Below are 26679 nucleotides of genomic sequence, written 5' to 3'. Positions count from 1 at the left end.
AAACATACGGAGCTGGTTAACCATATGAATATCCTTGTAACCGGAGCAACAGGTTTTCTCGGAAAAAAACTATCCCAAGATCTATTAAACGAAGGCCATTCCCTTTACTTACTCGCTCGTAATGAAAAAAAAGCAAGCGATTTGTTGCAGAGCTTTGCCGAAGAACACCAGGCAAGGGTACATATTTTACTCGGTGATGTTTCGAAAAAAGGCTTGGGCGTCTCTGAAAATGATCTGGGACTGCTCAATCAAAAAATAGAGGCGATGTACCATATTGCCGCATACCTTTCCTTTGATCCCGCTCAGAAACCGCAGACGTACGAGGTAAATGTAGTGGGAACAAAAAATACGTTACAATTCGCAGAAGCCATTCGCTCCCCCCGCTTTATCTATGTAAGTACGGCTTATACCATCGGCACCGAAACAGAAGGAAAAGAAGCGCTGTACAGCCCGGAACGCTCCTACGTGAACAACTATGAAGAGACAAAATGCTTGGCAGAGCATCTCGTCTTTTCCTATAGCGACAAAATGGAGACCATCATTGTCAGACCGTCGATCATTATCGGCGATTCCAAAACGGGCGAGGCTGATACCAATTTTGGCTTGTATGGATTATTAAAAGGCCTTCGCGTATTGAAAAGAAGAGCGTCCCGCACAGAAGGCTGGGAAAATCAGAAGTACCGAATCTTGGTGGATGTCGACGTGAATTCGAACCTCGTTCCGGTTGATTATGTCTCTTCTGTCTTGCTCGCTGCGCTCACTCATGGCGAGCATAAGGAAATCTATCATGCTACCAACCCTGTTCCACCTACCCAACAATTAGTAGTCGATTGCATCAAAGAAGTCTTGAACTTTCCGAACTTAGTACCTGTTCCATTTGAAACAGACGAGCTGCTAACCGAAGAAGAGAATGCCTTTAATGCTTCTATGAGCTTGTTCCATTCGTATTGGAAGCGGAGTATCACTTTCCCGAATGACAACACCAAGAAACTGCTGAAAAAAGTGGGGCAAGACGAATTGCAGATGGATAAAGAGATGCTGATTGGGATCATGAGTGAGTTTCAGAAGCAGGCTGTGCTTAGTTAGTCAGTTAAGATGAAAACCGCACCGGATGATTTGGTTCCTCAAAACAACTGGCCACCCTGAAAGGATGGCCTTCTGTTAACATCGCGTCACCGACGCATACGTTCCTCGAGCCTGTGTCTCTAGGACTGGCGTTCAGCGGTTGCTGGACTGTGTTTCGTATGTGCCTGGTTTATGTCTAACTTTTTCTTTTACTATCACATGTAAAATCAGTGCAGCAACGATAGCGATCAACACGCCAATCATACCAAACCAAGTAATTGACGATAAGGATACTTGATCAACAGCGATGCCGCCAATTCCAGCCCCTGCCGCCATCGCGAGCTGCATCATGGATTGGTTAAGACCAAGCATTACCCCAGAATTATTCGGTGCAATCCGAACCAAATTATACTGTTGCGTTGGCCCGGAAGACCAAGCGGCGAAGGACCATAATACCAATATCGCGATCACCGTAAACGGTTCATGTGAGATAGAGACGGTAATCGAGAGCAAAATGAGAGCTGCAACGTGCAGAACCATTCCACCAAGTAATGTAGAAGATACTCCCCATTTGTCCGTACTGTAACCACCGAATTTGGAACCGACCAGACTAGCTAAACCGAACGCCAATAAAGCGCTACTCAACAAATTTTCACTTATACCAGCTGCTTCAAGAAGATAAGGAGATATATAAGTATAGGCAATGGAGTATCCACCCAGCCAAAAGAACGTAACCGATAAACCAAGCCCAACTTTCGGGTTTTTCAACAGTGCTAATTGCTTCGAAAGAGGTACGGGTTCATCTCCTTTTACTCGTGGGATTGTGCGGGACAGGACAAACATCGCCAAAAGACCTGCAATTGCAATAAACCCGAATACAGATTGCCAACCAAATGCAGCTGCCGCTATTCGTCCAAGGGGAACTCCGATAATTAAAGATGCTGTAAATCCCATAATGACAGTTGCGATTGAACTCGCCTGCTTGCCTTCAGGAGAGATCTTGGCCGCAATATCTAAAGCAGTCACAACCACCATCCCAGCACCTACAGCCATGATCACACGCGCCATAATAAAGAATTCAAATCCCTGAAGAGCGAACGAAAGTATATTGGCAACTACGAAAATTCCTAGCGCACTAACAAGAAGCCTCTTCCTATCCATTTTCGCCGTTATGGCCATCATCACAGGAGTTAAAATGGCATACACAAATGAAAATATAGTAACCAGCTGTCCTGCCGCTGTAATGGAGATGCCCATAGTATCCGAGATTTTATCCAGGATGCCAGAGATTACATACTCTGAAGTACCCACCAGAAAACTGACCAATGACAAAAAGTAAACCTTCCATGTATTCGACATGAATTGCACCCCTTAAAATTTAAACATATTAAGATATGTCGATATGAAACTCAAAATATAACTGAATACTCCATGAAGCATTCAGTTATATTCGTTCATATTTGACTGCTAAAAAAAGCGCCTATTTCACGTATTTTTTCTTCGTCCCTGGTATAGTACGTATATTTTCCAATACGCTCCGTCTTGATCAGCCCAGCGCGTTGGAGAATGGACAAATATTGGGACGCGGTTGATTGGGTCATATTCAATTTCTCAGTTATTTGACTGACGCATACCCCGATCTTTCTCATATCAACTCCTTCATGGGGTATAAAATGTTTTTCAGGCTCTTTTAACCAATGCAAAATTTGGAGTCTAGACTCGTTGGACAGCGCTTTAAAAATTTCAATTGGATCCATACGCATTATTATATCGAGAATTGTCGATGTGTCAATAATTGTGATACGAATGAGAAGACATTGCCTAACCCTGTAACAGCAGATTAATTCCGTTACAGGGTTTTGGTTTTGCAAATTTCCCTTGATCATCAAAGGTGATTGTGAAAATACATACCTTGGTCTTTTAAAACCAAGACCACACGTCTTTGACATAACTAGCTTCCGTTTGCAAGCGGTTCAGCCCCCCCACCTGCTGCGCCTGACCACGGCAGCCTAGTTAGTTGGTATGTGCGACGGCGCGGATTTCAATCAGTTGTTGAGGAAACGCAAGACCCGACACGCCGATGAGAGTAGCAGCCGGACGATGGTCACCGACATACTCTTTGTACATACTGACGCACTTCTCGAAATGCTCTTGCGGATTTGTCAGAAAGACCTCTATCTCAGCGATGTTCGACCTCGTGACACCAAATCCCGCCAGCACGCGATCGAGATTATCCAGCGTCTGTCGGGTCTGTGCCTCGATATCACCCTCGCCAACAAACGCGCCCTGCATATCATGGGAAAATTGCCCCGAAATGTAGATCGTACCATTGACGCTATAACCTTGTGTGACGCCGAAACCTTCTTCCCAAGCAACACCGTGATTGTAGGTTTTAACATGAGCCATTTTATTCTCTCCTTTACTCAAAGTAAGATTAGAATAAAAGTAAATCAAATAAAAAAACAGTACGCACATTATTGATAGCTACTACCAGAAAGGATAGTGTAAAAAATGAGCATGGCTGAATATAAAGGTAAGGTTAAGAATATTCAAGATACACCGTTTGGTTATACCTTGTCAGTCATAGGTGGTAAATGGAAAATGGTTATTATATACCTCCTGGCAGAAAACCAGCCGGTTCGCTTTAATGATTTGAAAAGACAGATAGGGGCTATTACTTATAAAACATTGAGTTCCCAACTAAAGGAATTGGAAGCAGATGGTATGGTGACACGGAAAGAGTACCCTCAAGTTCCTCCTAAAGTCGAGTACAGTCTCACACATAAAGCGGAAACTCTATTACCTGTTTTGGAACAATTATGTGAGTGGGGAGTGAAATACCAAAGCCGTTAAATGAAATCTAGGTTTTCTGATCTCTCCCCCAGAATGAGAGAGTTATTTTACACCCAAAACCCACCCGCTTTCACGGATGGGTTTTTTAAAGGTTCAGCCATTACTGGTTCAGTGCATCAAGCGAAGTGCGAACATGATTGGCAAACGAATAGTTATTTCTGGCATCCCAGTTGATAGACCAGGTCATAACTCCTTGGAACTGCGGATAACCAGCTGGATTTTGGAGTTTGTAGGTTCCTCCAAAAGACGTGCCCTTTACCAAATATTGAAGGGCTTTCTGGATATCGGCAGGAGACGTATATCCTCCCCCGGCAGCACTTGGAGCAGAAGGCAGCCCGATAGCGACTTGGTTCTCCCTCAAGGCTGGAAACATGTTGTTAGGATTACGCCCGATCGGGAATCCTTTCAATAGCATTTCTGCCATCGCTACTTGGAAATCAGCCGTTCCTTGTTGATACGTACGACCATCCAATGCTTCCAGCGCTCCAGAATTATAGTGTTGGACGTGTATATAATTCATTCGATCACGAAGGGCATGAATCACAGGCAGATAAGCGCCCCACGGCCCACCATAGGAAGTGTAGCCTCCTTGGACATAAGCCGTTTCTGGCGCCATTGTCAGAATAAAAGATGGGCCAAATGTATTCGTGATCGTTTGAGTCGCTGAGATCAAATTTATAATTTTGGGCGTTGTCGGATTTTTAAAATCAGTGTCCCCCGCATTTAGCGACAAGGAGCTTCCTTCCAGATCAATATCCATACCATCAAATCCATACGTTTGAATGATCGAGGTCATCGAGGTAATAAAATTTTGTTTGGCAGCTTCCGTCGTCAGCTCTACTGTACCATTCGCTCCGCCAATCGAGATGAGGACCTTCTTCCCCTTTGATTTTAACAAGGCGATATCCGACTTAAATTCCTCAACGGATGCATTGAACGGCACGAATCCCATTGTCGCATGATTCCCACCGACTGGTTCAGCGAATGCAACATTGATGACATCGTATTTATCCGAAACATCTCTTAGCTTGAGTACTGTAGAACCATTGTCAAAATTATGCCAGTAGCCGATCAAAACTCGTTTGGACGCCGGTTCAGTTGGGGATTTAGATAAAGTGGTTACCGTTATCGAGGCGCTTGGTGGGGATACATTGCCTGCGGCATCTTTTGCCTGGATCGTAAATGTATATGTCGTATTTGCCAGAAGCCCAGTCACGGTATAGGATGTGGTACTCGATGTACCAGCGAGTGAATCTCCGTTGTAGACGAGATACTCCTGAACAGCTCTGTCATCCGTAGAAGCTGACCAAGATAAGCTGACCGAGCTACTCGACTTCCCTACTTCACCAAGATTTGTAGGAGACGTAGGTGGAATGGTATCGGGAGCAGAGGGACCTTGCAGTTGCCACAGTGTCGGTACGTTGGGCGGTTCCCACCCGACAAGCGATGTATGAGCAAATGTACATTTGTAATCTTGCCCTTGATACGTAACCATGTCTCCTACCTTGTATACAGTGTTGGGAGTCCACGGTGTCATAGCGTGAGAAGACTGCGGGAATAGAGAAAAAATTAAGATAAGCGATAGTACTACCAAAACTCCTGTTTTTCTCATCAAAAAATACATCAAACAAAGCCTCCTTCATTTTTACTCGCCCCCTCATACAGATGAGCTAACATAAAGATATACTTATATTTGGAAAAAATGTATTTTTTTGATTAACATACAATAAGAAAACCTCTATCGAGGCTTTTCGAAGAGGTGCCAACCGCGTTTTTGCGGATAATTTTCTTCTGCTCCAGAATTTTTAAGCCTGTTCCACGGGCTCGGCATTGACAACGTTTTCACAGAATAATAGAATACACTTACGACAAGTTAACTATGATGGAGATTCGGAGACTCATACTTTTTGGCACTTTCATTTTTGAAAGCGCCATTAAAGTATGGGTTTTTTTACGTGCATCTCCGTCTTTGTTAGAAATCACCTAGGGGGAGGAATAAGATGCTCAAACTGTTTAAGCCTGCACCGCCTATTGACAGATTGCCTGACGAACAAATTGATTCTGAGTATAAAAAGCTCAGACTTCAGGTGTTTCTCGGAATCTTCATTGGTTATGCGGCGTACTATCTCATCCGCAAAAACTTTTCGCTCGCCATGCCGTATTTGATTGAAGATGGATTTACAAAAACCGAGCTCGGCTTTGCGTTATCCGCCATTTCGATTTCCTACGGGATCAGCAAGTTTGTAATGGCCATTTTTTCAGACCGAAGCAACCCGCGAATGTTTTTGCCTGCCGGTTTAATTCTTTCTGCACTTATCAGTTTATTGATGGGCGTTGTTCCTTACTTCACCTCATCCGTCACGATCATGTTTGTGATGTTATTCCTGAACGGTTGGTTCCAGGGAATGGGCTGGCCTCCATCCGGACGTGTCCTCGTACACTGGTTTAGTGTAAGTGAAAGAGGAAACAAAACAGCCATTTGGAATGTAGCCCATAACGTTGGCGGAGGCTTGATGGCCCCCCTCGCTGTTGCAGGTGCAGCAATGTTTACCGGACTTACGGGTAATACCGCCTCCGGATATGAAGGCGTGTTTACCCTGCCTGCTCTGGTTGCCATTGTCTTTGCATTCATTACGTATTTCTTAATTCGCGATACTCCACAGTCTGTCGGTCTGCCGCCTATCGAAGAATATCGCAATGACTATCCAAACAAAGAGAAGAAAACGTTTGAAACAGAATTCTCCACAAAAGAAATCCTTTTCAAATATGTGTTGAACAACAAATGGGTTTGGGCAATCGCGATTGCCAACATCTTCGTCTACTTCGTCCGTTACGGCGTTCTGGACTGGGCGCCGACCTATTTGAGTGAAGAAAAAGGCTTTGATATGAGCAAGTCGAGCGTTGCCTACTTCCTGTACGAATGGGCCGGTATTCCGGGAACGCTCCTGTGCGGCTGGCTGTCCGATAAATTGTTCAAGGGCCGCCGTGGACCCGCAGGGTTTGTTTTTATGCTCGGTGTATTGATCGCTGTTCTGGTCTACTGGTTCAACCCACCTGGAAATTCCGTTGTCGATATGATTTGCCTGATCGCTATCGGTTTCCTGATTTACGGTCCAGTCATGCTGATTGGTTTGCAAGCCCTTGATTTTGTACCGAAAAAGGCTGCCGGAACCGCTGCAGGGCTGACGGGTCTGTTTGGTTACCTGGGCGGTACAGTCACAGCGAATGCATTGATGGGGGTTATCGTTGATGCCTCCGGCTGGGATGCAGGATTTATGTTGCTGACAGTTTCGTGCGCATTGGCTGCTCTTGTTTTTGCCCTTACGTGGAATGTACGGGGGCAGGAAGTCGTTAAAAATCATTAAAATAGCAAAAAGAAGGATGAAAATCGTTGTGATTTTTATCCTTCTTTTTTTATCAAAACCGATCCCCCGATCCAGAGTACGCCCTAACCTGAACATTGAATACCACATTTTCCAGCTGACTGGAATAAGAATTGTCATGCTAGAACAAAATAGGACAAGTTTCTTTTTAGGACTGTAATGAAGCTGCAAAGGAGGAAAACCATGTGGAAAACAATTGTTTCAAACCTTCCTGCCTGGCCAGTTTTTATTCAAGCCGCAGTCGTTTTTCTTGTTCCTTATGCGATTTCAAGATTATTTCATTGGATTCGTACAACGGAGGAAGAGTGATATAGATGGAAAGTATCACTCCATTTACAGACGATTACCTATCGAATTTGAATCTTATCCGCCAGGAAATCGACCAAAACGCAGATGTGCATATCCGCGAATTTTCTTTCGGACAGACTGCCATTCGTGCTTCCATTATTTTTGTAGATGGGTTATCCGATCACGATCTCATCGATAATACTATTCTGAAAACGCTCATGAATGATTCTGTGGCAGTGATGGTACAGGAGAATTCTTCCGGGGACGTTTCTGTATCCAAAGAGTTTTTCATCAATCATGTGCTTTCCATCCATGAAATACTGGAATGCCGGGATGTATACGATCTGAGGGCAAAAGTATTGACTGGCTACACGGCATTATTGATAGAAGGGTCCGCAAATGCTCTCCTTCTTAATACCGTAAAAGTAAAAACAAGAAATATAGATGAACCTGTCTCAGAATCTTTGGTTAGAGGCCCTAGAGTAGGCTTCACGGAAACGTTAAGCGAAAATACCGCCCTCTTGCGCAGACACGGTGAAAATGGAGATCTTCTCTTCCTAAAATTTCAGGTGGGAGAGCGTGCAAAAAAAGAGCTGATCATCGCCTATATGAAAGAGATTGCGAATCCCGCGTTGGTTGAAGAAGTAAAAAATCGAATTACGAAAATTAAAATTGACCATGTGCCGGAATCCGGCTATGTGGAGCAACTTATTGAAGATAATTATCTCAGCCCATTCCCGCAGGCGCAGAGCACAGAACGGCCTGACCGCGTCATCAGTGCATTACTGGAAGGACGAGTGGCCATCTTGCTGGATGGTACTCCTTTTGCCTTAATCGTTCCGGTGACGTTCAGCATGCTCCTGCAATCGCCTGAAGACTATTATGAGCGATGGATTCCAAGCACATTCATTCGCTTATTGCGCTTTTTCACTGCCTTTTCTTCCTTGCTTATACCGGCCCTCTATATTTCCTTTATCTCTTTTCACCAAGGGCTGATTCCTACCGAATTAGCTATTTCCATCATCAGCACTCGACAAGGAGTTCCATTTCCCGCTTTGTTGGAGGCACTGATCATGGAAGTTTCTATCGAGATTATGAGAGAAGCCGGTCTTCGATTGCCGAAACCAATCGGCCCTGCCATCGGGATTGTCGGTGGGCTGATTATTGGTCAAGCTGCAGTACAAGCAGGTATTGTCAGCCCAATTATGGTAATCGTCGTAGCTGTCACTGCTATTTCCTCCTTTGCCATTCCGTCATACAACCTGGGTATTTCCTTACGTCTCATTCGGTTTTTGGTCATGTTCTCCGCAGCCATGTTTGGATTGTACGGGGTGATTTTGTTTTTTCTCTTGCTTACGAGCCATTTGGTAAAACTAAAAAGTTTTGGTGTACCTTATGTTACTCCTGCTGTCCCCTATCGATTAAGGGATTGGAAAGATTTCATGGTGCGCATGCCACTCATGATGATGAAACGCCGTCCAAAAATGCTGCATACGAAAGAGCCGACTCGCAAAGGATAGCCACTCAGTATAGTAGGTGAAGCCCAAAATGTTACCCACCCGAAATGATCGGATCACCACCTCCCAAACAGCAGTGATCATCATCAACTTTATACTGGGAGCGGGAATCCTTACCCTGCCTAGAATCTCAGTGGAAAAAGCAAAGACACCGGATGTTTGGATAAGTGTCCTCATTGGCGGTTTACTCGCGATGCTCGCTGGGATAATCATTGTAAAATTAAGCCAGCGGTTCCCTGAGAAAACGTTTTTTGAATACAGCCAGGAAATTGCAGGGGAATGGGTTGGAAGGATGCTCAGCCTTCTGATCATCTGTTATTTTTGTTTGACCTCATCTCTTCAAGTCCGATCTATGGCTGAAGTAACAACCTTTTACTTGCTGGAGAAAACCCCAATGTGGGCCATTGTTATGGTATTTTTGTGGGTTGCTCTTTATCTTGTCATAGGTGGCATCAATTGTCTCGCCCGTATGCTTGAGATTATCTTGCCAATTACTGTCCTCTTTTTTTTGGTGGTTTCCTTGATGAGCATAAAAATTTTTGAAATCGATCATCTTCGTCCCGTATTGGGGCTGGGGTGGAAACCGGTGTTCGATGGGATTAAACCAACTGCGCTCGCCTATACCGGTTTTGAAATAATGATGATTCTGGTGGTATACATGAGACAGCCAAATAAAGGCGTGAAAGCCGTTGTGGTGGGAATTAGCGCCTCGTTGATCTTTTACCTGATGACAGTCGTGATGGTCATTGGGGCGTTTTCAATCGATGGAGTCGTCACAAGGACATGGCCGACCATTGATCTCATACGAAGCTTTGAAATTACCGGTTTACTCTTTGAACGGTTTGAATCGTTGCTGCTCGTATTATGGATTATGCAAATCTTTTCTACTTTCACGTTGGCTTACTACTCAGCCGCTCTAGGCCTCGCCCAGCTCTTCAAGAAAAATATGGAGCCGTTTCTATTCGGATTGCTGCCTGTTATCTACATCATTACGATGACTCCAAAAGAAATCAATAGTGTATTTGCACTTGGCGATTTTGTGGGCGATGCAGCCTTTTTATTATTTGGTGTAATGCCCCTTCTCCTTCTTATTATTTCTGGCTGGAAGGTGGGTAAGCATGAAGCAAAGTCATCATCGTGAGTGGCTCCTCCTCTTGACATCGTTATCTGTTTTCCTGCTCTTCTTACTGACTGGATGCTGGAGCAGCAACGATATCGACAAGATGGGTATGGGCATCGGTTTGGCATTGGATGCCAGCAACAAATCAAATGTTGAAAAAAAGCTGGAAAAGCAGGGAAAGAGCCCTCCTCACGTTGACACAATCACCATGACCTATCAATTTATTAACCCAAAAGCAACAAGCAAAGAAAGCAGTTCGGCAGGACCACAACAAAAAGCATATTTGAATGCGTCCCAAACTGGTGAATCTATCCTTCCAATCATCCGTGAATTTTCATTGAGTCATGATACCCCCTTGTTCAGCCCGCACTTAAAAGTCATTGTGATTAGCGAGGCTCTGTTACACACACATCGTTTGGAATCTTTGCTGGATCTATTTCTGCGAGATAATGAAATACGTCCAAGCTGCTTGGTATTGGTTAGTAACGGGAATGCCCGCGATGTCTTGGAAACCAAAAAACCGGGAGAATTGCCAGCACTGAATTTGCTTGGAATCGTAGATAACCGAAACCGAACAGCCAAAATTTTACCTCCTGTGTCACTCGCCAAATTAACGGCCAAGTTGAATTCCGAATCAAGCTTTCTCTTGCAAAATGTTGCCGCTTCTAACAAGGAAGTGAAGTTTGAGGGGGCAGCCGTGATCAATGGAAAGACAAAAAAATGGGCGGGATTTTTAAACGAAATGGATTTGGAGGGCATAACGTGGATAACCGGAAAAGGTAAAGGAGGGCTAGTGAGAAGCCTTGACAAGGAGACAGGTCAACTGATCATCTATGAGATCGAAACCATGGAGAGCAAAATCACTCCCCATGTTGACGGAAACAAGATTTCCTTTGATGTGCATATCAATTCGAAGGGACGCTTGTCTGAAAATTGGGTGTTGAACGCAAATCCTTTTGAAAATGAATTCCTGAAAAGGGTGGAAAAAGCGGCTGAATTGGAAGTACGGAAACTGGTCAAGAGTGTCACAGCAAAAATGCAAAACCATTTCCATGCGGATGTTGCCGGATTCGGAGAACGTTTGCGAATCGAGTATCCAAAAACATGGGAGAAAGTAAAAAAAGATTGGGACCAAACATTCAGTACTGTACCCATCACTTACTTCGTAAAGCTTACCACTACTGATTTCGGCGCATCAGGGCCTAGCAAGTGAAGCTTCCTTTCGTTCTGTTATCTATTAATTGCGATTGGAGTAAGATGTCCCCTCTCCCCTTACTCCATTCCCTCTTCGTATGAATCACTTAACTTCTGCTATGACCATACCGTCCAGCGACTTTTGCAGACCATATGTTGCAAACGCTGAAATAAGGTGTTATATTATTTGACGTATCAATTATTGATGCGTCAAATATCATCAAGCTATCATGCTCCACTGACTGTATGTTGTCATGCTTGTGGATATATGACTGAGTTCCTATTCATATTGCCCCCGGGAGGCATTTTTCATGACACGCAAGGAATTTGAAGAAGAGCAAATACTGAATCTGCTCATCGGATTAACCAATAAAATAAGTCCCAAGTTCGAACGCTGTACCGGAATCAGCTCTACTCGTCTCGCGATCTTGCAAATCCTTTGCGAATGCAACGAAATCAATCAGTCCCAGCTACAAAAGCACATTAATATCGACAGTGCTGCCATTACACGCCACCTGAAGCAACTGGAAGCGGATGGCATGGTGACCCGACACAAAAATCCAAATGATAACCGCGAAACCTTCGTTCGTCTCTCCGAAGAAGGACATCATCGGATTGAAGGGTACAAAAGCGAGAAACGAAATTTTATCCAGCAGATTCTGGAAGGCTTCAGCGAGGATGAGACGCAGGTCTTAACTGATTTTCTCAAACGGATGCAAAACAACATTTGATTGTTCAAGAAGGGAGTCTGTTTTTACATGAGCACCGTACAAAGAACAAATGATTTTCGTGAAATTACGTTTGGTCGTCGTTCTGTCAAACTTTATGATCCTGAAATAAAAATCAGCCGCGAGGAAATGATTGAAATTCTAGCGGGGGCCACACGCGCTCCATCTTCGGTCAACATGCAGCCTTGGCGCTTTGTGGTGATCGAAAGTCAAGAAGGGAAAGAAAAGCTTGCAGAGCTGGCACGCTTCAACAAAACGCAGGTACTCACCTCTTCCGCCGTCATTGCCGTCTTCGTCGACATGAATAATGCGGAATATATGGATGAGATATTTGGAAAAGCTGTCGAGCTCGGATACATGCCGCAGGAAGTGAAGGACATGCAGCTGAAAGCCGTAAAGCCTTACTACGCCAATCTACCCGCTTCTGACCTGCGCGATGTCAATTTTATCGATGCTGGTCTCGTATCCATGCAATTGATGCTGGTTGCCCGTTCATTCGGCTATGACACGAACCCGATCGGCGGCTATGAAAAGGATCAAATAGCTGAAGCGCTGGATTTGGACAAGGATCGCTACCAACCGATCATGCTGATCAGTATCGGGAAAGCAGCCAAGGAAGGATACCCCTCTTACCGTCTCCCCGTTGAGACAGTGACAACCTGGAAATAATTCAAATTCGTTGGAAGAAAGGGAGAAAACCATGCTTATTATACATGCCCATCTGCAAGTGATACCCGCCCAGGAAGAAGCGTTCCTTCAAGCGGCCAAAGCCCTGGTTGCTGCAAGCCAAGCTGAAGAAGGGAATGTCGGATACACCCTTCTGAAAAGCACAGAGCAAGAATATCACTACACCATGGTAGAAAAGTGGAAGGACGCTGCCGCAGTAGCGGCCCACAATGCAAGCGATCATTTTCAGGCTTTTGTGAAGCAAGCTCCCTCCTTTTTTGCAGCAGCTATGGAATTGGAAGTATTCGCAGGAGAGCCTGTGAAGTTGTAATTCGTGATGTACGGAAAAACAGCAAGGTTGGTCATCCGATCAGCCTTGCTGTTTTTTTGTCCAGCCATACATAAAATGGGTAATAGGCACTCGCCAACTATTTGTTGACAGCGCTTTCTTTTTCCCTTACATTAGTAACCAATATAATATTTTTGTGATGGAGATCAGGAGATTCACAATATTTCATTTGGTACGGTATAACCTATCAATGGAATTTGTGGATCTTTTTTTCATCCAAATGGAGGAGGAACAACATGAAAAAACTGGTTACATCCTTGGCAGCCGCTCTCGCTATTACAACAAGCTTTGGAAGCGTATCCTTTGCCGAAGCGGATAAGATTGTCATCGCCCACCGCGGAGCGAGCGGATACTTGCCGGAACATACGCTGCCCGCAAAAGCGATGGCTTACGCGATGGGAGTCGACTACATCGAACAAGACGTGGTCATGACAAAGGACAACAAACTGGTCATCATGCACGACCATTATCTGGACAGCGTAACCAATGTAGCCGAGGTCTACCCTGATCGAAAACGAAAAGACGGCAGGTACTACGTTATTGATTTCACTCTTGACGAGATCAAGAAACTGAAAAGGACAGAGGTCTTCACAGTAGAAAACGGCAAGCAGGTACAAGACTATCCGGATCGCTTCCCTATCTGGAAATCCAGCTTCAGTGCTCACACCCTGGAAGAAGAGATTGAACTGATCCAGGGTATGAACAAAAGCACGGGTCGTAACGTAGGGATCTATGCGGAGATCAAGGCTCCCTGGTTCCACAGACACGAAGGAAAGGACATCAGCCTCGCAGTGCTCCAGGTGTTGAAAAAGTACGGCTACGTGTCCAAGAATGACAAAGCATACATACAGACTTTCGACCCCAATGAAGCAAAACGGATTCGCACGGAACTCTATCCACATTTGAATATGAACGTGAAGCTAGTACAGCTCATGGCAGAAACCGACTGGAACGAAACCATGATCTATGAAAACGGTAAGGCCGTTCCCTACAACTACGATTGGATGTTTGAAAAAGGGGCGATGAAAGAAATTGCGAAATACGCAGACGGCGTAGGGCCATGGAAGCCGATGATCATCAAAGAAGAGTCGACGAGAGACCACCTGATCATTACCAATCTTGTCAAAGAGGCTCATGAAGCTGACCTGGAAGTGCATCCATACACCTTCCGAGCGGATAAAGGAGAAATCCCTGCCTATGCAGCAAACTTTGAGGAACTGCTCGATCAGTTCTACTTCACAGCAGGAGTTGACGGGGTGTTTACGGACTTCCCTGACCGTGCCGTTGATTTTTTACAAAGAGCGGAGTCCCAAAGCAAAATGCCCCAGTCCCAAGGTACACAGACCGCAAAGTAACTTGAAAACACCTCTTTAACACTAAAACGCCGGTATCTTGTACGCAAAGGATTACCGGATTTAATAATGGTGATTCTTTTTGGGACAAAGCAGAGATACTATGGGACCACTCAGGAGAAGGTCGAGCTAAACGCATCTATATACCTCCGGGCGGGAAGCTGCCAACTCTATCGAGGCATTCACCATAAAGCAACTTCCGCGACGCGTATATTCGATGACCTCGTGAAAATAGCGCAGTAGAAACCGTTAAACCCCGCCTCGACTCTGATAGAGCTTGTGGCGGGGTTTGGCACATATTTTTTAGTAACAGACAATATTTCACCTAACACTTTGTTTCAATAAATAGATCGCTAGAAAATAAAAATAAGCCGAGGAAAAACAGATGTGCATATCTGAATTTCACTCGACTTATTAACATGACTTTAATCGCAAAGAAAAACTATATACTCTTTACCAAGTCTAATGTAAATTTACTTACTCTAATATCAACGAATATGAACAGGATAATCTTATCCCCTTCAACCCTTACTCAACCGTCACACTCTTCGCCAAGTTCCGTGGTTTATCCACATCGAGGCCACGAGCGACAGAAGCATAGTAAGCAAGCAATTGCAATGGAATGACGGTCAGAATCGGTGTGAGCATCGGCAGAGTGGCTGGCATGTAAATGACCTCATCCACACTCTTCGCCAGGTCGTGGTTGCCTTCAGTCGCAAAGCCCAGTACATGAGCGCCGCGAGCTTTTACTTCCACGATGTTGCTTACCGTTTTTTCGTAGATGTCTGGTTGCGTAGCCAAAGCTACAACTGGAACATTATCTTCAATCAGCGCAAGAGTACCGTGCTTCAGCTCACCAGCTGGATACGCCTCGGAGTGAATGTAAGAGATTTCTTTCAGCTTCAGAGAGCCTTCCAGCGATACCGCATAGTCGAGGCTGCGGCCGATGAAGAACAGGCTGCTTACCTCTTTTGTGCCCTCTGCAAAGCGACGAATCTGATCATCGTTATTCAGCATGGAAGCGATTTTACCAGGGATCTCGCTCAAGTGCTCTACGACTTCGGCAATCTCAGCAGCCGCCATGGTGCCTTTTACTTGAGCCAAATACAGGCTGAACAAGTACAGGGCAACGACTTGTGAGGTGTATGCTTTCGTAGACGCTACCGCTACTTCTGGACCAGCCCACGTAAAGATCACTTCGTCAGCTTCGCGAGCTACAGAGCTGCCTACCACGTTGGTGATAGCCAACACCTTCACGTTGCTCTTCTTCGCCTCACGCAGTGCAGCCAGCGTGTCTGCTGTCTCACCCGATTGGCTAATGACGATCATCAGTGTCTTGTCTGTGTAGATCGGATCACGGTAACGGAACTCGGAAGCGACTGCTACCTCTACAGGTACGCGAGTCCATTTTTCGATAACATCCTTACCGACGAGACCTGCGTGCATGGAGGTACCGCATGCCACGATGTAGATGCGATCGTATGTCGCCAGTTCCGCATCGCTCATTTTTAGCTCAGGCAAAATCACTCGCTTGTTGTCCTCGTCAATGCGGGCACCCATGGTATCGCGAACAGCTTGAGGCTGCTCGTGCATTTCCTTGAGCATGAAGGAATCATATCCGCCTTTTTCCGCTTGTACCAGATCCCACTCGACATGGAACAGTTCCCGCTCGATTTTCTCTCCGGTCTCTGCGTTCATCAGTTCCACACCATCGCGAGTCAACACAGCCATTTCGCCTTCGTTCAAAATGTACACGTCACGTGTATGCTCCAATATAGCCGGGATATCCGAACCGATAAAGCTCTCGCCTTGACCCACACCAACTACCAACGGGCTAGCCAAACGAATCGCTACCAGCTTGTCAGGCTCATGTTCCGTCATGATACCCAATGCATAGGCACCACGCATGCGTTGCACAGCACGACGCGCTGTAGAAACGATATCGCCATCGTACATGTCCGCGAGCAAGTGAGCGATAACCTCGGTATCTGTCTCAGAAGTGAACGTGTAGCCTTTTGCCAGCAGCTCTTCTTTCAATGGCAGGAAGTTTTCAATAATCCCGTTGTGAACGACTGCAAAAGCCGATTTTTCGTCTGTATGTGGGTGGGAGTTCTCGTCAGACGGTTTTCCGTGTGTCGCCCAACGTGTATGCCCGATTCCCATAGAACCAGTCAATGGCTTCGATTCCAAACGGCCTTCCAGAACAGCCAAGCGACCCTGAGCTTTTGAGTACTCCAATCCGTTTGAATTCACGACAGCGACCCCTGCTGAATCATAGCCGCGATACTCCAGTTTGCGAAGTCCTCCGATAACGATGTCTTGCGCTTGTTTATTTCCAATATATCCAACGATTCCGCACATAAGTGTATGGTCCCCTTCCAAATTGGCGAGGGACTTCCACCCGAACAATGGTACGGGGGTGAGTCCCCCGCCATTCCATGTTTTTTATATGATCATGCTGTTTCATCTATTTCGACAATGGCAAAAAACGTATCACACGCAAGGTTTTGTCCATCAGATCACCCTGATGTTTTGTCCCTGCGCTCTGCGGCAGTGATACTGCTGCCGGGAGGTATCCGCCGAATCCTTCGATAAACCTCCACCTCGTCCACTAAGGCTCCATGTCGGGCAGCCTCAGTGCTGGCGCTTTCCAATGGTATGCATTTGATTTACGATACTTGTTCTTTTTTGCACAACCCCTCCCATTTTTTTCATTCTTGGTGCTAGCGCACATGAACACTGTACCACAGATTGTGAAGAGCGACAATATCTTGTCGTCGTATTGTAGTTGTATGCAAAAAGGAGCGGCATCGAAACCGCTCCCTGCAACTTTTTACACGAATTTTACACGAGTTCTTGTTTGACCACGTCAACGATCCGATTAACGAGCCCTTCCAACTGTGCCGCATCTGGGCCTTCTGCCATGACACGTACGATTGGCTCTGTTCCCGACGGACGAACCAGAACGCGACCATTGCCAGCCAAATCTTCTTCTACTTTACGGATGGCCTGCGCAATGGCTTCATTGCCATTCAGCTTTGACTTGTCCTCTACACGGACATTGATCAGAAGCTGCGGATACTTGACCATCACTTGTTTGAGCTCGGACAACGGCTTGCCAGACTCCTTGATGATGTTCAAGAGCTGCAGCCCCGTTAACAAACCGTCTCCTGTCGTATTGTAGTCCAGGAAGACAATATGACCGGACTGTTCGCCACCGAGATTATAGCCGCCGCGAAGCATCTCTTCAACTACATAGCGATCCCCTACAGCAGTCTTCGTCGTATTGATGGAGCACTCTTCCATTCCTTTGAAGAAGCCCATGTTGGCCATTACGGTCGTAACAACTGTATTGTTGTTGAGTTTTCCTTTTGCCTTGAGTGCTCGTGCACAGATCGCCATAATATAGTCGCCGTCGATGATTTCACCATTATCATCTACAGCAATGCAGCGATCCGCGTCCCCATCAAAGGATAGACCCAAGTCAGCTTTATGCTTCAAAACTTCTTCTACTAAACGTTCAGGATGCGTTGAACCGCACTGGTCATTGATGTTGATTCCATTCGGATTCGCACCTATCGTGATCACTTCAGCGTCCACATCCGCAAACAGACGAGCTGCCAATGATGAGACAGCACCATTTGCACAGTCCAGAACTACCTTCAGACCGTCAAATCGCTCAGATACGGTACTCTTCAAGTGAGAGAGGTACTTTTGTCCACCCTCCAGGAATTCCAGAACCGTCCCGATTTGTTCGCCTGTTGGTCGAGGCATCGTATCCTCTGCCGCGTCCAAATACTGTTCTACTTCAGCTTCCACTTCGTCGGACAGTTTAAAACCGTTGCTGCCGAAGAACTTGATTCCGTTATCCGGAAACGGATTGTGAGAGGCGGAGATCATAACGCCCGCATCTGCACCAAGTGCACGTGTGAGATACGCTACCCCCGAGGTGGAGATAACACCCAATCTGACCACTTCTGCTCCAACCGATAACAGTCCAGCCAAAAGCGCGTTTTCCAGCATTTGTCCAGAAATGCGCGTATCGCGCCCAATCACCACTTTTGGTTTTCCTTCCTGCTTGTGTCTGGTGAGAACGTAACCACCAACGCGTCCGATTTTAAATGCCAGTTCGGGTGTGAGTTGTGTATTTGCTACACCACGTACACCGTCTGTTCCGAAATACTTCCCCATGATTGTCCCTCATTTCCTTCCTTGTGCACACAACAGCTTATGTCTACCTTTGCTTGTTCGTGATTTGAATTGTGACCTTTTTCGGTGCGCTCGCAGAAGTCTTGATATACTCCGACTGATTGAAGATGTAATTCAATGGTACTTCGTATACACCCGCCGGCATATTGCTGACATCTGCTACGACCTGCAAGTCTTCATGCCTCAACTGATTCAGCACTACTGGAGCGCCGATCACGTCGAAGTCGATTGTAGACATCTCCTGGCCATCGGTGGATAGTACCTTTGCTTCCATGCTTTCTGATAGCCCGCTAATGCGAATCGGAATCTTCTCCAAACGCTTCGTCGTTGATGGAACGACTTTTAGCGATACGGTCAAATACTCCGGCTCTACCTTCACAATATTATCCATTAACGGTATCTTGAGCTCTATATCGCGATCTGATGTAATGTTGCCGAGATCGATTTCCGGCCCTGGGTATGTGTTGGATTTGATGCCATCAATGACTTCCTTCGGTCCATAGACCGTGACCTCTTCCACATTCATACCCATACTAGCCAAACTATAGCCATTCGGCAATTCATTCGTCAAGTTTAATTTAATTGGCACTTTTGCAAACGGACTCGTTACGGGGATGTTCACTTCTACCGTAAGTGGCACCACATCTGCCCCTTGAATCACGTTGCCAGACTTGTCCACGACTTTGAGCGGAACCGTTGTCTTGATTGCGGAAGTAGCCCCTTCCAGGTCAACCGAAGCCTTTACCGCTGCTACCTTATTCACTTGACTTTCAGGTACCCTTACAAGCGCTCTAAACGGCTTCACAATAGGTTCTCCAGCGGTATAACCTGGGGCGACCTGTCCCAATTTCTCCACAGAAACTTCACGCTCAACAGTCTTTTTCTCTTCCAAGGTGATTTCCACGATATTCGGGATGATCCCTACCTTGACTTCATCCGGGAATCCCTTGTACTGGACAGGTACACGATGTGTTCCTTTGCCCAGGTTCGTCGCATCGACATACACTTCCCACGATTCCTCTGGAAAGAAATTGTGTCGATAAAAAGGATTATTACTTTCCAAGGCGACCTTTACCGTTCGCTGCTGCTTGACCACCTGATAACGATCAGTATCATATTTCACATGCAAATTGACACTATCAATAAAAGTTGGCTGACTTGCCTCAGGAGTCGTCGTTTGTTCGGCTTCCAGATTGACAATCATCCAAGTCATGATAGCCAAAAGCAACGCAACAGCACGTGCAAACCAGTGACTGTTTAACCATTTATCCATGTTTTCGCCTCCATTGCCAACGACTTCCCATGGATTTGCCTTTGGACAGAGGCTGAAGCTGTTCTGTCAGCATCTCTGCCAGTTGCACCTCCGTCAGATTGCGATTCATTGCTCCATGCGCGGCAAAAGACACCTGACCAGTCTCTTCGGATACGATGATCGCGATGCCATCGGAAACCTCACTTAACCCTATTGCCGCTCGATGGCGCGTCCCCAACTCCTTGGAGATGGAATTGTTCTCAGACAGTGGAAGATAACAGGCAGCAGCCATAATCATGTCTTTTCGCATAATGACTGCACCATCATGCAACGGTGTATTCGGAATGAAAATATTAATCAGCAGCTCTGAGCTGACTCGCCCGTTAATGCCAATACCCGTTTCCACGTAGTCGTTAAGTCCCGTCTCTCTCTCAATGACGATCAATGCACCAATGCGACGCTTGGCCATGTACGTAACCGATTTGCCCACTTCTTGAACCAAGCGGCTAACCGCCTCGTCATCTTGCGTACTGCTTGAACGGGAAAAAAGCTTGCCTCGACCAAGCTGCTCCAGTGCTCGACGCAACTCTGGCTGGAAGATGATGACGACCGCCAAAACCCCGAATGTAAAAGCTTGATTCATCAGTGCGTGCAATGCCGTCAGCTGGAAATATTTGCTGAGGAACCATGTGATGACGATGACCATAATCCCCTTCAGCAATTGTACAGCCCGCGTCCCGCGAATAAGCATAATGATTTTATAGAACACGTATGTAACGAGTAAAATATCCGTTGCATACCGTAGCAAATCCCCATATTCCATGGATATCGATATCATAACGAAGCCCCCATATCTCGCTCCATCTAATGAAGTCAGTCTATCTCCTGCGGAAAAAGCACGGCTCCACTGCCGTGCTCTGATAGCTGTACTCTCTATTTTCTCTTATGGCAAGATCGGAAGCAAGTCATTTCCAATATTTTTCACCTCATACCAGATCCAATCTACGATCGCTTCGATCGATTCGGTATTTCCCACGACTTGGGCGGTAGATGCCACGAACACTTTTCCTTCAATGGCCACAACATTCCCAGTTACATGGCCTCGAACATCTACGTTTCCGTTGCGGACAACCAAGTCTCCATCAATATTGGTTCCTGCTGGTACAACTACGACATTGCGTTCACGATCTATTTTTAATTTATCCAAATTAGCAGAGGATACCTGTAGAGTGTCATCCCGATCAAACCAACTGTTGAATACACTGCCGGTCATCAAAAAGAGAAATACCGCTGCAGCTGTCAAAAACGGATGATTACGAAGCCATCCTGATAACAGATTCGCTTTCGTCGGCGCAGGCAATTGCGCAAGTACACGAGCTGTAAAATCAGAAGAGACATGAATATGCGAAGCGCTTTGAACAAAAGCGATGGCTCTCTGCAACTCATGCATATGCTGACGACAACTCACACAAGACTTTATGTGTGCTTGCAATTGCAGATTGGCTAATTCATCAGTGTCCCCATCTAGATATTCGTGGATGAGGCAAATCATATCCCGGCATTCCATCGTGATTTTCTCCTTTCTCACATCAATCGCAACTTGCTGCGTAATGCTTCCCTTCCTCGGTGAATACGCGTCTTAATTGTCGTTATGGGAAGCTTTACGATATCGCTGATCTCCTGCAACGACAAATCCTCGATATAACGCAAGATCATAATCGAGCGATATTTGGGCTGTAAGTGAGACAAAGCATCTTGCACCGTCTCTTGCAGCTCCTGCGTTACGACTTTGTCCTCCGGTGTTCGCTCGTTAGAAGACAGGCGTGAATACCAGTCCAGGCCTTGCCCTGGTTCGGTTTCTTCATCCAATGAAAAGTCAGGTCGTTTTTTCCGGCCACGGTCGATACATAGATTGGTCGCGATCCTGTAGATCCACGTGGAGAACTTATAGTTGTCATCGTATGAATGCAAATTGGCATAGACACGCAAAAATGTTTCTTGCGCAATGTCCTCTGCATCTTGACGGTTTCCCACCATACGATATGCGAGCTGAAATATCTTGTCTTTATAAATCTCGATTAACTCCGCAAAAGCTTCACGGTCTCCGCGTTTTGCCCGCTGAGTCAACCGTTTCTCTACAAAATCCATGCGATCCTCCCCACAATACCGTAATCCTATATACGGATGATACTGCATATGGTTTCATTTTTAATCTAGTGTTTGTGCGGATAATTTGTTGGGAAATAGAGGAATAAGCGCAATGCTTTCCTCTATATATAAGTAATGATAGCTCATTTATCTCACGGGTGGAAAGGAGAGTGCAACGATTGTCAAAAAAAGACGTTCTCCTCGAAATTGAAATGCTTCGAAAAAAACTCAACGATCAGTACAAAAAACAAGCCTGCATTACTCCAGAATTAGTTTCGCTAAGTGTACAACTGGACCAACTATTAAATAAACTTCGTCTCCATCCTTAGAATGTACAGCTTTCCCCCATCAATGTAAAGATGCGGTAAAACAAAAAAAGAGAGCCAAAAGCCTCTCTTTTTTCATGATCTTCTTTATTTATTTTATAGTAATTTATCACCAAAAACGGAACTCATTAAAGCGACTGCAACGCGAGCTGTCATGTTTTCTCGGTCAAGAATCGGGTTGACCTCCACGAATTCAGCAGAACAAAGAATATCTGCATCTGCCAGCATTTCCAATGAGACATGCCCTTCGCGATAGGAAATACCACCTATAACTGGCGTCCCAACTCCCGGAGCATCGTGTGGATCTAGTCCATCCAAGTCGAGGCTCAAATGCACGCCATCCGTGTTTTTGGACACATGCGCGATTGCTTCATCCATGACGCGAGCCATACCCAACTTATCAATTTCATGCATGGTGAAAACCTTCATCCCAATACGCTTGATCAATTCACGCTCACCTTGATCCAAATCACGCGCTCCGATGATGACCACGTTTTCTGCCTTTACCTTTGGTGTATATCCTCCAATGTTTGTCAGACGCTCATGCCCATATCCCAAGCTCGCTGCCAAAGGCATACCGTGAATATTTCCCGATGGAGAAGTGGCACCCGTATTCAAATCACCATGAGCGTCGAACCAAATAACACCCAGGTTTTTCACGTGCTTCGCCACACCCGCTATGGTGCCAAGGGCAATGCTGTGATCGCCACCCAATACGAGCGGGAATCGACCAGCAGTCATGATATCGCTTACAACATTGGCAAGCTTTTCATTGGCTTCCACGACTTCATCCAAATATTTATGGTTTTCCGTCTCAGTGAAGTGATGAGGGCGCGTTACAAAAATATCTCCGCGGTCTTCAATATTGAAACCCATCTTTTCCAGGCGTGCGACAACACCTGCATAACGGATAGCGCTAGGTCCCATATCAACTCCACGGCGGTCTGCACCTAGATCCATCGGTACACCAACAATGCTCATGTTTTTGTTCATAAAAGTGCCACCCTTTCCTTCGTTCATTCATTATCTACTCCTATATTGTAGCCCCGGAAAGCAAAATGACTCAACTCGACATGATTTTGCATAAATAACCTGTCGGACAAGCTTTGTTAAAAACACAAAAAAACGAGTAACCGAAATGGTTGCTCGTTTCTAATAAGCATATGGAGCGGGTGATGGGAATCGAACCCACGCGACCAGCTTGGAAGGCTGGAGTTCTACCATTGAACTACACCCGCATATAAAAATGGTCGGGAAGACAGGATTCGAACCTGCGACCCCTTGGTCCCAAGCCAAGTACTCTACCAAGCTGAGCTACTTCCCGATAAGTGGCGTGCCCTGAGAGATTCGAACTCCCGACCTTTTGATTCGTAGTCAAACGCTCTATCCAGCTGAGCTAAGGGCACCTATTCTAATTTTAAAAAACTGGTGAGCCATGAAGGACTCGAACCTTCGACCCTCTGATTAAAAGTCAGATGCTCTACCAACTGAGCTAATGGCTCGCAAAATGGCTGGGGTACTAGGATTTGAACCTAGGAATGACGGAGTCAAAGTCCGTTGCCTTACCGCTTGGCTATACCCCAACAACCCGCAAAATAAAAAATGGTGGGGAGAGACGGATTCGAACCGCCGAACCCGGAGGGAGCAGATTTACAGTCTGCCGTGTTTAGCCACTTCACTATCTCCCCATTTTTTATGGTGGAGGCTGACGGGATCGAACCGCCGACCCTCTGCTTGTAAGGCAGATGCTCTCCCAGCTGAGCTAAGCCTCCAAATCCCCGACAAAGTGACGAGTATGCTTCTTAGCATACTCTGAGAACTTTGCAGGTACCTTAACCATTGCTAAGGTGTTTTTAGGTGACCCGTAGGGGATTCGAACCCCTGAATGACAGCGTGAAAGGCTGCTGTGTTAAACCGCTTCACCAACGGGCCAAGATCAAGATTACTTCTGGTGCTCCCGACAGGAATCGAACCTGCGACCTCTTCCTTACCATGGAAACGCTCTACCGACTGAGCTACAGGAGCATATTATGGCTCCTCGGGACGGACTCGAACCGCCGACCGATCGGTTAACAGCCGATTGCTCTACCAACTGAGCTACCGAGGAACGTAGAAGGTTTGTTCCTTCAAAACTGAATACGCATGATTGCTAAGTGTGTGGATAAGTCCTCGACCGATTAGTATTCGTCAGCTCCACGCGTTACCGCGCTTCCACACCGAACCTATCAACCTCATCGTCTATGAGGGGTCTTACCAGCTTGCGCTGTGGGAAGTCTCATCTTGGAGGGGGCTTCACGCTTAGATGCTTTCAGCGCTTATCCCGTCCGCACATAGCTACCCAGCTGTGCCACTGGCGTGACAACTGGTGCACCAGCGGTGCGTCCATCCCGGTCCTCTCGTACTAAGGACAGCTCTCCTCAAACTTCCTACGCCCGCGACAGATAGGGACCGAACTGTCTCACGACGTTCTGAACCCAGCTCGCGTACCGCTTTAATGGGCGAACAGCCCAACCCTTGGGACCTACTTCAGCCCCAGGATGCGATGAGCCGACATCGAGGTGCCAAACCTCCCCGTCGATGTGGACTCTTGGGGGAGATAAGCCTGTTATCCCCAGGGTAGCTTTTATCCGTTGAGCGATGGCCCTTCCATGCGGAACCACCGGATCACTAAGCCCGACTTTCGTCCCTGCTCGACTTGTAGGTCTCGCAGTCAAGCTCCCTTCTGCCTTTACACTCTACGAATGATTTCCGACCATTCTGAGGGAACCTTTGGGCGCCTCCGTTACCTTTTAGGAGGCGACCGCCCCAGTCAAACTGCCCACCTGGCATGGTCCTCTCGCCCGATAAGGGCGACGAGTTAGAAACTCCGTACATCAAGGGTGGTATCCCACCGACAGCTCCACAGAGGCTGGCGCCCCTGCTTCTCAGCTTCCCACCTATCCTGTACATGATGCACAAAGTTCCAATACCAGGCTACAGTAAAGCTCCATGGGGTCTTTCCGTCTTGTCGCGGGTAACCTGCATCTTCACAGGTATTATGATTTCACCGGGTCTCTTGCCGAGACAGCGCCCAAGTCGTTACGCCTTTCGTGCGGGTCGGAACTTACCCGACAAGGAATTTCGCTACCTTAGGACCGTTATAGTTACGGCCGCCGTTTACTGGGGCTTCGGTTCAAAGCTTCGCTTGCGCTAACTCATCCCCTTAACCTTCCAGCACCGGGCAGGCGTCAGCCCCTATACTTCGCCTTGCGGCTTCGCAGAGACCTGTGTTTTTGCTAAACAGTCGCTTGGGCCTTTTCACTGCGGCCCCCTCGGGCTATTAACCCTACCGAGGCGCCCCTTCTCCCGAAGTTACGGGGCCATTTTGCCGAGTTCCTTAGCAAGAGTTATCCCGCGCACCTTAGGATTCTCTCCTCGCCTACCTGTGTCGGTTTGCGGTACGGGCACCTTGTTCCTCGCTAGACGCTTTTCTTGGCAGTGTGAAATCAGGGACTTCGGTACTTAAATTTCCCTCGCCATCACAGCTCATGCTTCACGGTGTGCGGATTTGCCTACACACCACACTTACTGCTTGGACGGCCATCCAGTAGGCCGCTCACCCTATCCTCCTGCGTCACGCCATTGCTCAAGCGGAACAGAGGTGGTACAGGAATATCAACCTGTTGTCCATCGCCTACGCCTTTCGGCCTCAGCTTAGGTCCCGACTAACCCTGGGAGGACGAGCCTTCCCCAGGAAACCTTAGGCTTTCGGTGGACAAGATTCTCACTTGTCTTTTCGCTACTTACACCGGCATTCTCACTTCCAAGCGCTCCACCGCTCTTTCCAGTACGGCTTCACTGCTGCTTGGAACGCTCCCCTACCCAGTCCGTAAGGACTGCCATAGCTTCGGTGATACGTTTAGCCCCGTTACATTTTCCGCGCAGAGTCACTCGACCAGTGAGCTATTACGCACTCTTTAAATGGTGGCTGCTTCTAAGCCAACATCCTGGTTGTCTGGGCAACTCCACATCGTTTCCCACTTAACGTATACTTGGGGACCTTAGCTGATGGTCTGGGCTGTTTCCCTTTTGACGATGGATCTTAGCACTCACCGTCTGACTCCCGGACATAAGTCATTGGCATTCGGAGTTTGACTGAGTTCGGTAACCCGATGAGGGCCCCTAGCCCAATCAGTGCTCTACCTCCAAGACTCTAAATTCCGAGGCTAGCCCTAAAGCTATTTCGGGGA

General features: G+C 46.6%; 23 protein-coding genes, 10 tRNA genes and 1 rRNA gene (1 of these 34 cut by a window edge). 12 read left to right on the top strand and 22 right to left on the bottom strand.

The features are described 5' to 3' along the window. Nucleotides 1-24: 24 nt before the first annotated feature. Nucleotides 25-1086, top strand: a complete 1062-nt coding sequence (locus HP567_RS04355; protein ID WP_173612532.1) for an SDR family oxidoreductase — start codon at nt 25-27, stop codon at nt 1084-1086. Nucleotides 1087-1218: 132 nt separating this feature from the next. On the opposite strand, the gene HP567_RS04350 is transcribed toward HP567_RS04355, so the two are convergent. The 3 genes from HP567_RS04350 to HP567_RS04340 all read right to left on the bottom strand — a co-directional run bounded on the left by HP567_RS04350 (nt 1219) and on the right by HP567_RS04340 (nt 3471). Then, on the bottom strand, nt 1219-2424 hold the full coding sequence (locus HP567_RS04350) for an MFS transporter (RefSeq protein ID WP_173612533.1): 1206 nt from the start codon (nt 2422-2424) through the stop codon (nt 1219-1221). A gap of 95 nt (nt 2425-2519) precedes the next feature. Continuing rightward, a complete protein-coding gene (locus tag HP567_RS04345; protein ID WP_064203332.1) occupies nt 2520-2822 on the bottom strand; it encodes an ArsR/SmtB family transcription factor in 303 nt (100 codons plus the stop codon). Between the two features lie 256 nt (nt 2823-3078). After that, nucleotides 3079-3471: a RidA family protein gene (locus HP567_RS04340; protein WP_173612534.1), complete on the bottom strand. Its 393-nt coding sequence runs from the start codon at nt 3469-3471 to the stop codon at nt 3079-3081. A 105-nt stretch (nt 3472-3576) separates the two neighbouring features. Between HP567_RS04340 and HP567_RS04335 the strand changes: the two genes are divergently transcribed. Then, complete coding sequence (locus HP567_RS04335; protein ID WP_173612535.1) at nt 3577-3918, top strand: winged helix-turn-helix transcriptional regulator; 342 nt, start codon at nt 3577-3579, stop codon at nt 3916-3918. A 100-nt stretch (nt 3919-4018) separates the two neighbouring features. Here HP567_RS04335 and HP567_RS04330 read toward each other — a convergent pair whose 3' ends face one another. Then, nucleotides 4019-5542: a chitinase gene (locus HP567_RS04330; protein ID WP_173612536.1), complete on the bottom strand. Its 1524-nt coding sequence runs from the start codon at nt 5540-5542 to the stop codon at nt 4019-4021. A 376-nt stretch (nt 5543-5918) separates the two neighbouring features. Here HP567_RS04330 and glpT point away from each other — a divergent pair, with 376 nt between their 5' ends. The 9 genes from glpT (at nt 5919) to glpQ (ending at nt 14518) form a co-directional block, all read left to right on the top strand. Continuing rightward, entirely contained in the window at nt 5919-7283 is a 1365-nt protein-coding gene (gene glpT, locus HP567_RS04325; protein ID WP_173612537.1) for a glycerol-3-phosphate transporter, read from the top strand. A 201-nt stretch (nt 7284-7484) separates the two neighbouring features. Beyond that, nucleotides 7485-7610, top strand: coding sequence for a hypothetical protein (locus HP567_RS29805; RefSeq protein ID WP_012684041.1), 126 nt, complete (start codon nt 7485-7487; stop codon nt 7608-7610). Nucleotides 7611-7615: 5 nt separating this feature from the next. After that, entirely contained in the window at nt 7616-9109 is a 1494-nt protein-coding gene (locus tag HP567_RS04320; RefSeq protein WP_173612538.1) for a spore germination protein, read from the top strand. 28 nt (nt 9110-9137) lie between these two features. Then, nucleotides 9138-10247 carry a spore germination protein gene (locus HP567_RS04315; RefSeq protein ID WP_173612539.1) on the top strand — a complete coding sequence of 370 codons (1110 nt, stop codon included), beginning with the start codon at nt 9138-9140 and terminating at the stop codon, nt 10245-10247. Then, nucleotides 10225-11439 (top strand): Ger(x)C family spore germination protein, encoded by a 1215-nt coding sequence (locus HP567_RS04310; protein WP_173612540.1) that lies wholly within the window; start codon nt 10225-10227, stop codon nt 11437-11439. The genes HP567_RS04315 and HP567_RS04310 overlap by 23 nt, the downstream gene beginning before the upstream one ends. 292 nt (nt 11440-11731) lie before the next feature. Then, nucleotides 11732-12151: a MarR family winged helix-turn-helix transcriptional regulator gene (locus tag HP567_RS04305; protein ID WP_007723602.1), complete on the top strand. Its 420-nt coding sequence runs from the start codon at nt 11732-11734 to the stop codon at nt 12149-12151. Nucleotides 12152-12178: 27 nt separating this feature from the next. Beyond that, a complete protein-coding gene (locus tag HP567_RS04300; RefSeq protein WP_173612541.1) occupies nt 12179-12817 on the top strand; it encodes a nitroreductase family protein in 639 nt (212 codons plus the stop codon). A gap of 31 nt (nt 12818-12848) precedes the next feature. After that, a complete protein-coding gene (locus tag HP567_RS04295; protein WP_173612542.1) occupies nt 12849-13145 on the top strand; it encodes a putative quinol monooxygenase in 297 nt (98 codons plus the stop codon). A 254-nt stretch (nt 13146-13399) separates the two neighbouring features. Next, nucleotides 13400-14518: a glycerophosphodiester phosphodiesterase gene (gene glpQ, locus HP567_RS04290; protein ID WP_173612543.1), complete on the top strand. Its 1119-nt coding sequence runs from the start codon at nt 13400-13402 to the stop codon at nt 14516-14518. Nucleotides 14519-15043: 525 nt separating this feature from the next. Here the strand turns inward: glpQ and glmS are convergent. From glmS to sigW, 6 genes are all read right to left on the bottom strand, one after another. Continuing rightward, on the bottom strand, nt 15044-16876 hold the full coding sequence (gene glmS / locus HP567_RS04285) for a glutamine--fructose-6-phosphate transaminase (isomerizing) (protein ID WP_173612544.1): 1833 nt from the start codon (nt 16874-16876) through the stop codon (nt 15044-15046). A 483-nt stretch (nt 16877-17359) separates the two neighbouring features. Then, entirely contained in the window at nt 17360-18706 is a 1347-nt protein-coding gene (gene glmM, locus HP567_RS04280) for a phosphoglucosamine mutase (protein WP_173612545.1), read from the bottom strand. A gap of 43 nt (nt 18707-18749) precedes the next feature. Further along, on the bottom strand, nt 18750-19997 hold the full coding sequence (locus HP567_RS04275) for a CdaR family protein (RefSeq protein ID WP_173612546.1): 1248 nt from the start codon (nt 19995-19997) through the stop codon (nt 18750-18752). Continuing rightward, on the bottom strand, nt 19990-20814 hold the full coding sequence (gene cdaA, locus HP567_RS04270; protein ID WP_304502554.1) for a diadenylate cyclase CdaA: 825 nt from the start codon (nt 20812-20814) through the stop codon (nt 19990-19992). Before cdaA ends, HP567_RS04275 begins: the two co-directional genes overlap by 8 nt. A 105-nt stretch (nt 20815-20919) precedes the next feature. After that, entirely contained in the window at nt 20920-21543 is a 624-nt protein-coding gene (locus HP567_RS04265; protein ID WP_173612547.1) for a zf-HC2 domain-containing protein, read from the bottom strand. Between the two features lie 17 nt (nt 21544-21560). Further along, nucleotides 21561-22124, bottom strand: coding sequence for an RNA polymerase sigma factor SigW (gene sigW / locus HP567_RS04260; RefSeq protein ID WP_007725279.1), 564 nt, complete (start codon nt 22122-22124; stop codon nt 21561-21563). Nucleotides 22125-22282: 158 nt separating this feature from the next. On the opposite strand from sigW, the gene HP567_RS04255 reads away from it, so the two are divergent. Further along, nucleotides 22283-22453, top strand: a complete 171-nt coding sequence (locus HP567_RS04255) for a Spo0E family sporulation regulatory protein-aspartic acid phosphatase (RefSeq protein WP_419466140.1) — start codon at nt 22283-22285, stop codon at nt 22451-22453. A 93-nt stretch (nt 22454-22546) separates the two neighbouring features. On the opposite strand, the gene rocF is transcribed toward HP567_RS04255, so the two are convergent. The 12 genes from rocF to HP567_RS04195 form a co-directional block, all read right to left on the bottom strand. After that, the gene (gene rocF, locus HP567_RS04250) at nt 22547-23443 is read right to left on the bottom strand and encodes an arginase (protein WP_012684013.1); all 897 of its coding nucleotides are present in this window, start codon (nt 23441-23443) and stop codon (nt 22547-22549) included. Nucleotides 23444-23614: 171 nt separating this feature from the next. Further along, a tRNA-Gly gene (locus tag HP567_RS04245) sits at nt 23615-23688 on the bottom strand. Nucleotides 23689-23697: 9 nt separating this feature from the next. After that, nucleotides 23698-23774: transfer RNA gene (locus tag HP567_RS04240), tRNA-Pro, on the bottom strand. A gap of 5 nt (nt 23775-23779) precedes the next feature. Next, nucleotides 23780-23856: transfer RNA gene (locus tag HP567_RS04235), tRNA-Arg, on the bottom strand. A 20-nt stretch (nt 23857-23876) separates the two neighbouring features. Next, nucleotides 23877-23952, bottom strand: a tRNA-Lys gene (locus HP567_RS04230). 6 nt (nt 23953-23958) lie between these two features. Beyond that, nucleotides 23959-24033 (bottom strand) — tRNA-Gln (locus HP567_RS04225). Nucleotides 24034-24053: 20 nt separating this feature from the next. Further along, nucleotides 24054-24138 (bottom strand) — tRNA-Tyr (locus HP567_RS04220). A gap of 8 nt (nt 24139-24146) precedes the next feature. Next, nucleotides 24147-24222, bottom strand: a tRNA-Val gene (locus HP567_RS04215). 86 nt (nt 24223-24308) lie between these two features. Next, nucleotides 24309-24382: transfer RNA gene (locus HP567_RS04210), tRNA-Glu, on the bottom strand. A gap of 17 nt (nt 24383-24399) precedes the next feature. Beyond that, a tRNA-Thr gene (locus HP567_RS04205) sits at nt 24400-24475 on the bottom strand. A 6-nt stretch (nt 24476-24481) separates the two neighbouring features. Beyond that, nucleotides 24482-24557 (bottom strand) — tRNA-Asn (locus HP567_RS04200). A gap of 50 nt (nt 24558-24607) precedes the next feature. Next, nucleotides 24608-26679, bottom strand: a 23S ribosomal RNA gene (locus tag HP567_RS04195) (it continues 857 nt past the right edge of the window).

This window comes from Brevibacillus sp. M2.1A, from assembly GCF_013284355.2.
In the GTDB taxonomy this organism is placed as follows: Bacteria; Bacillota; Bacilli; order Brevibacillales; family Brevibacillaceae; genus Brevibacillus.
Note: the sequence above shows the minus strand (reverse complement) of the source record. Positions and strands in the feature narration are given on the sequence as shown.

What these genes read in the sequence shown, in the direction of transcription:
- HP567_RS04355 (WP_173612532.1), top strand. Translation starts at nt 25, where the DNA reads ATGAATATCCTTGTAACCGGAGCAACAGGTTTTCTCGGAAAAAAACTA.
- glpT (WP_173612537.1), top strand. Translation starts at nt 5,919, where the DNA reads ATGCTCAAACTGTTTAAGCCTGCACCGCCTATTGACAGATTGCCTGAC.
- HP567_RS04300 (WP_173612541.1), top strand. Translation starts at nt 12,179, where the DNA reads ATGAGCACCGTACAAAGAACAAATGATTTTCGTGAAATTACGTTTGGT.
- HP567_RS04335 (WP_173612535.1), top strand. Translation starts at nt 3,577, where the DNA reads ATGAGCATGGCTGAATATAAAGGTAAGGTTAAGAATATTCAAGATACA.
- HP567_RS04345 (WP_064203332.1), bottom strand. Translation starts at nt 2,822, where the DNA reads ATGGATCCAATTGAAATTTTTAAAGCGCTGTCCAACGAGTCTAGACTC.
- glpQ (WP_173612543.1), top strand. Translation starts at nt 13,400, where the DNA reads ATGAAAAAACTGGTTACATCCTTGGCAGCCGCTCTCGCTATTACAACA.
- HP567_RS04265 (WP_173612547.1), bottom strand. Translation starts at nt 21,543, where the DNA reads ATGGAATGCCGGGATATGATTTGCCTCATCCACGAATATCTAGATGGG.
- HP567_RS04275 (WP_173612546.1), bottom strand. Translation starts at nt 19,997, where the DNA reads ATGGATAAATGGTTAAACAGTCACTGGTTTGCACGTGCTGTTGCGTTG.
- HP567_RS04310 (WP_173612540.1), top strand. Translation starts at nt 10,225, where the DNA reads ATGAAGCAAAGTCATCATCGTGAGTGGCTCCTCCTCTTGACATCGTTA.
- glmS (WP_173612544.1), bottom strand. Translation starts at nt 16,876, where the DNA reads ATGTGCGGAATCGTTGGATATATTGGAAATAAACAAGCGCAAGACATC.
- HP567_RS04340 (WP_173612534.1), bottom strand. Translation starts at nt 3,471, where the DNA reads ATGGCTCATGTTAAAACCTACAATCACGGTGTTGCTTGGGAAGAAGGT.
- cdaA (WP_304502554.1), bottom strand. Translation starts at nt 20,814, where the DNA reads ATGATATCGATATCCATGGAATATGGGGATTTGCTACGGTATGCAACG.
- HP567_RS04295 (WP_173612542.1), top strand. Translation starts at nt 12,849, where the DNA reads ATGCTTATTATACATGCCCATCTGCAAGTGATACCCGCCCAGGAAGAA.
- HP567_RS29805 (WP_012684041.1), top strand. Translation starts at nt 7,485, where the DNA reads ATGTGGAAAACAATTGTTTCAAACCTTCCTGCCTGGCCAGTTTTTATT.
- glmM (WP_173612545.1), bottom strand. Translation starts at nt 18,706, where the DNA reads ATGGGGAAGTATTTCGGAACAGACGGTGTACGTGGTGTAGCAAATACA.
- sigW (WP_007725279.1), bottom strand. Translation starts at nt 22,124, where the DNA reads ATGGATTTTGTAGAGAAACGGTTGACTCAGCGGGCAAAACGCGGAGAC.
- HP567_RS04330 (WP_173612536.1), bottom strand. Translation starts at nt 5,542, where the DNA reads ATGTATTTTTTGATGAGAAAAACAGGAGTTTTGGTAGTACTATCGCTT.
- HP567_RS04350 (WP_173612533.1), bottom strand. Translation starts at nt 2,424, where the DNA reads ATGTCGAATACATGGAAGGTTTACTTTTTGTCATTGGTCAGTTTTCTG.
- rocF (WP_012684013.1), bottom strand. Translation starts at nt 23,443, where the DNA reads ATGAACAAAAACATGAGCATTGTTGGTGTACCGATGGATCTAGGTGCA.
- HP567_RS04315 (WP_173612539.1), top strand. Translation starts at nt 9,138, where the DNA reads ATGTTACCCACCCGAAATGATCGGATCACCACCTCCCAAACAGCAGTG.
- HP567_RS04320 (WP_173612538.1), top strand. Translation starts at nt 7,616, where the DNA reads ATGGAAAGTATCACTCCATTTACAGACGATTACCTATCGAATTTGAAT.
- HP567_RS04305 (WP_007723602.1), top strand. Translation starts at nt 11,732, where the DNA reads ATGACACGCAAGGAATTTGAAGAAGAGCAAATACTGAATCTGCTCATC.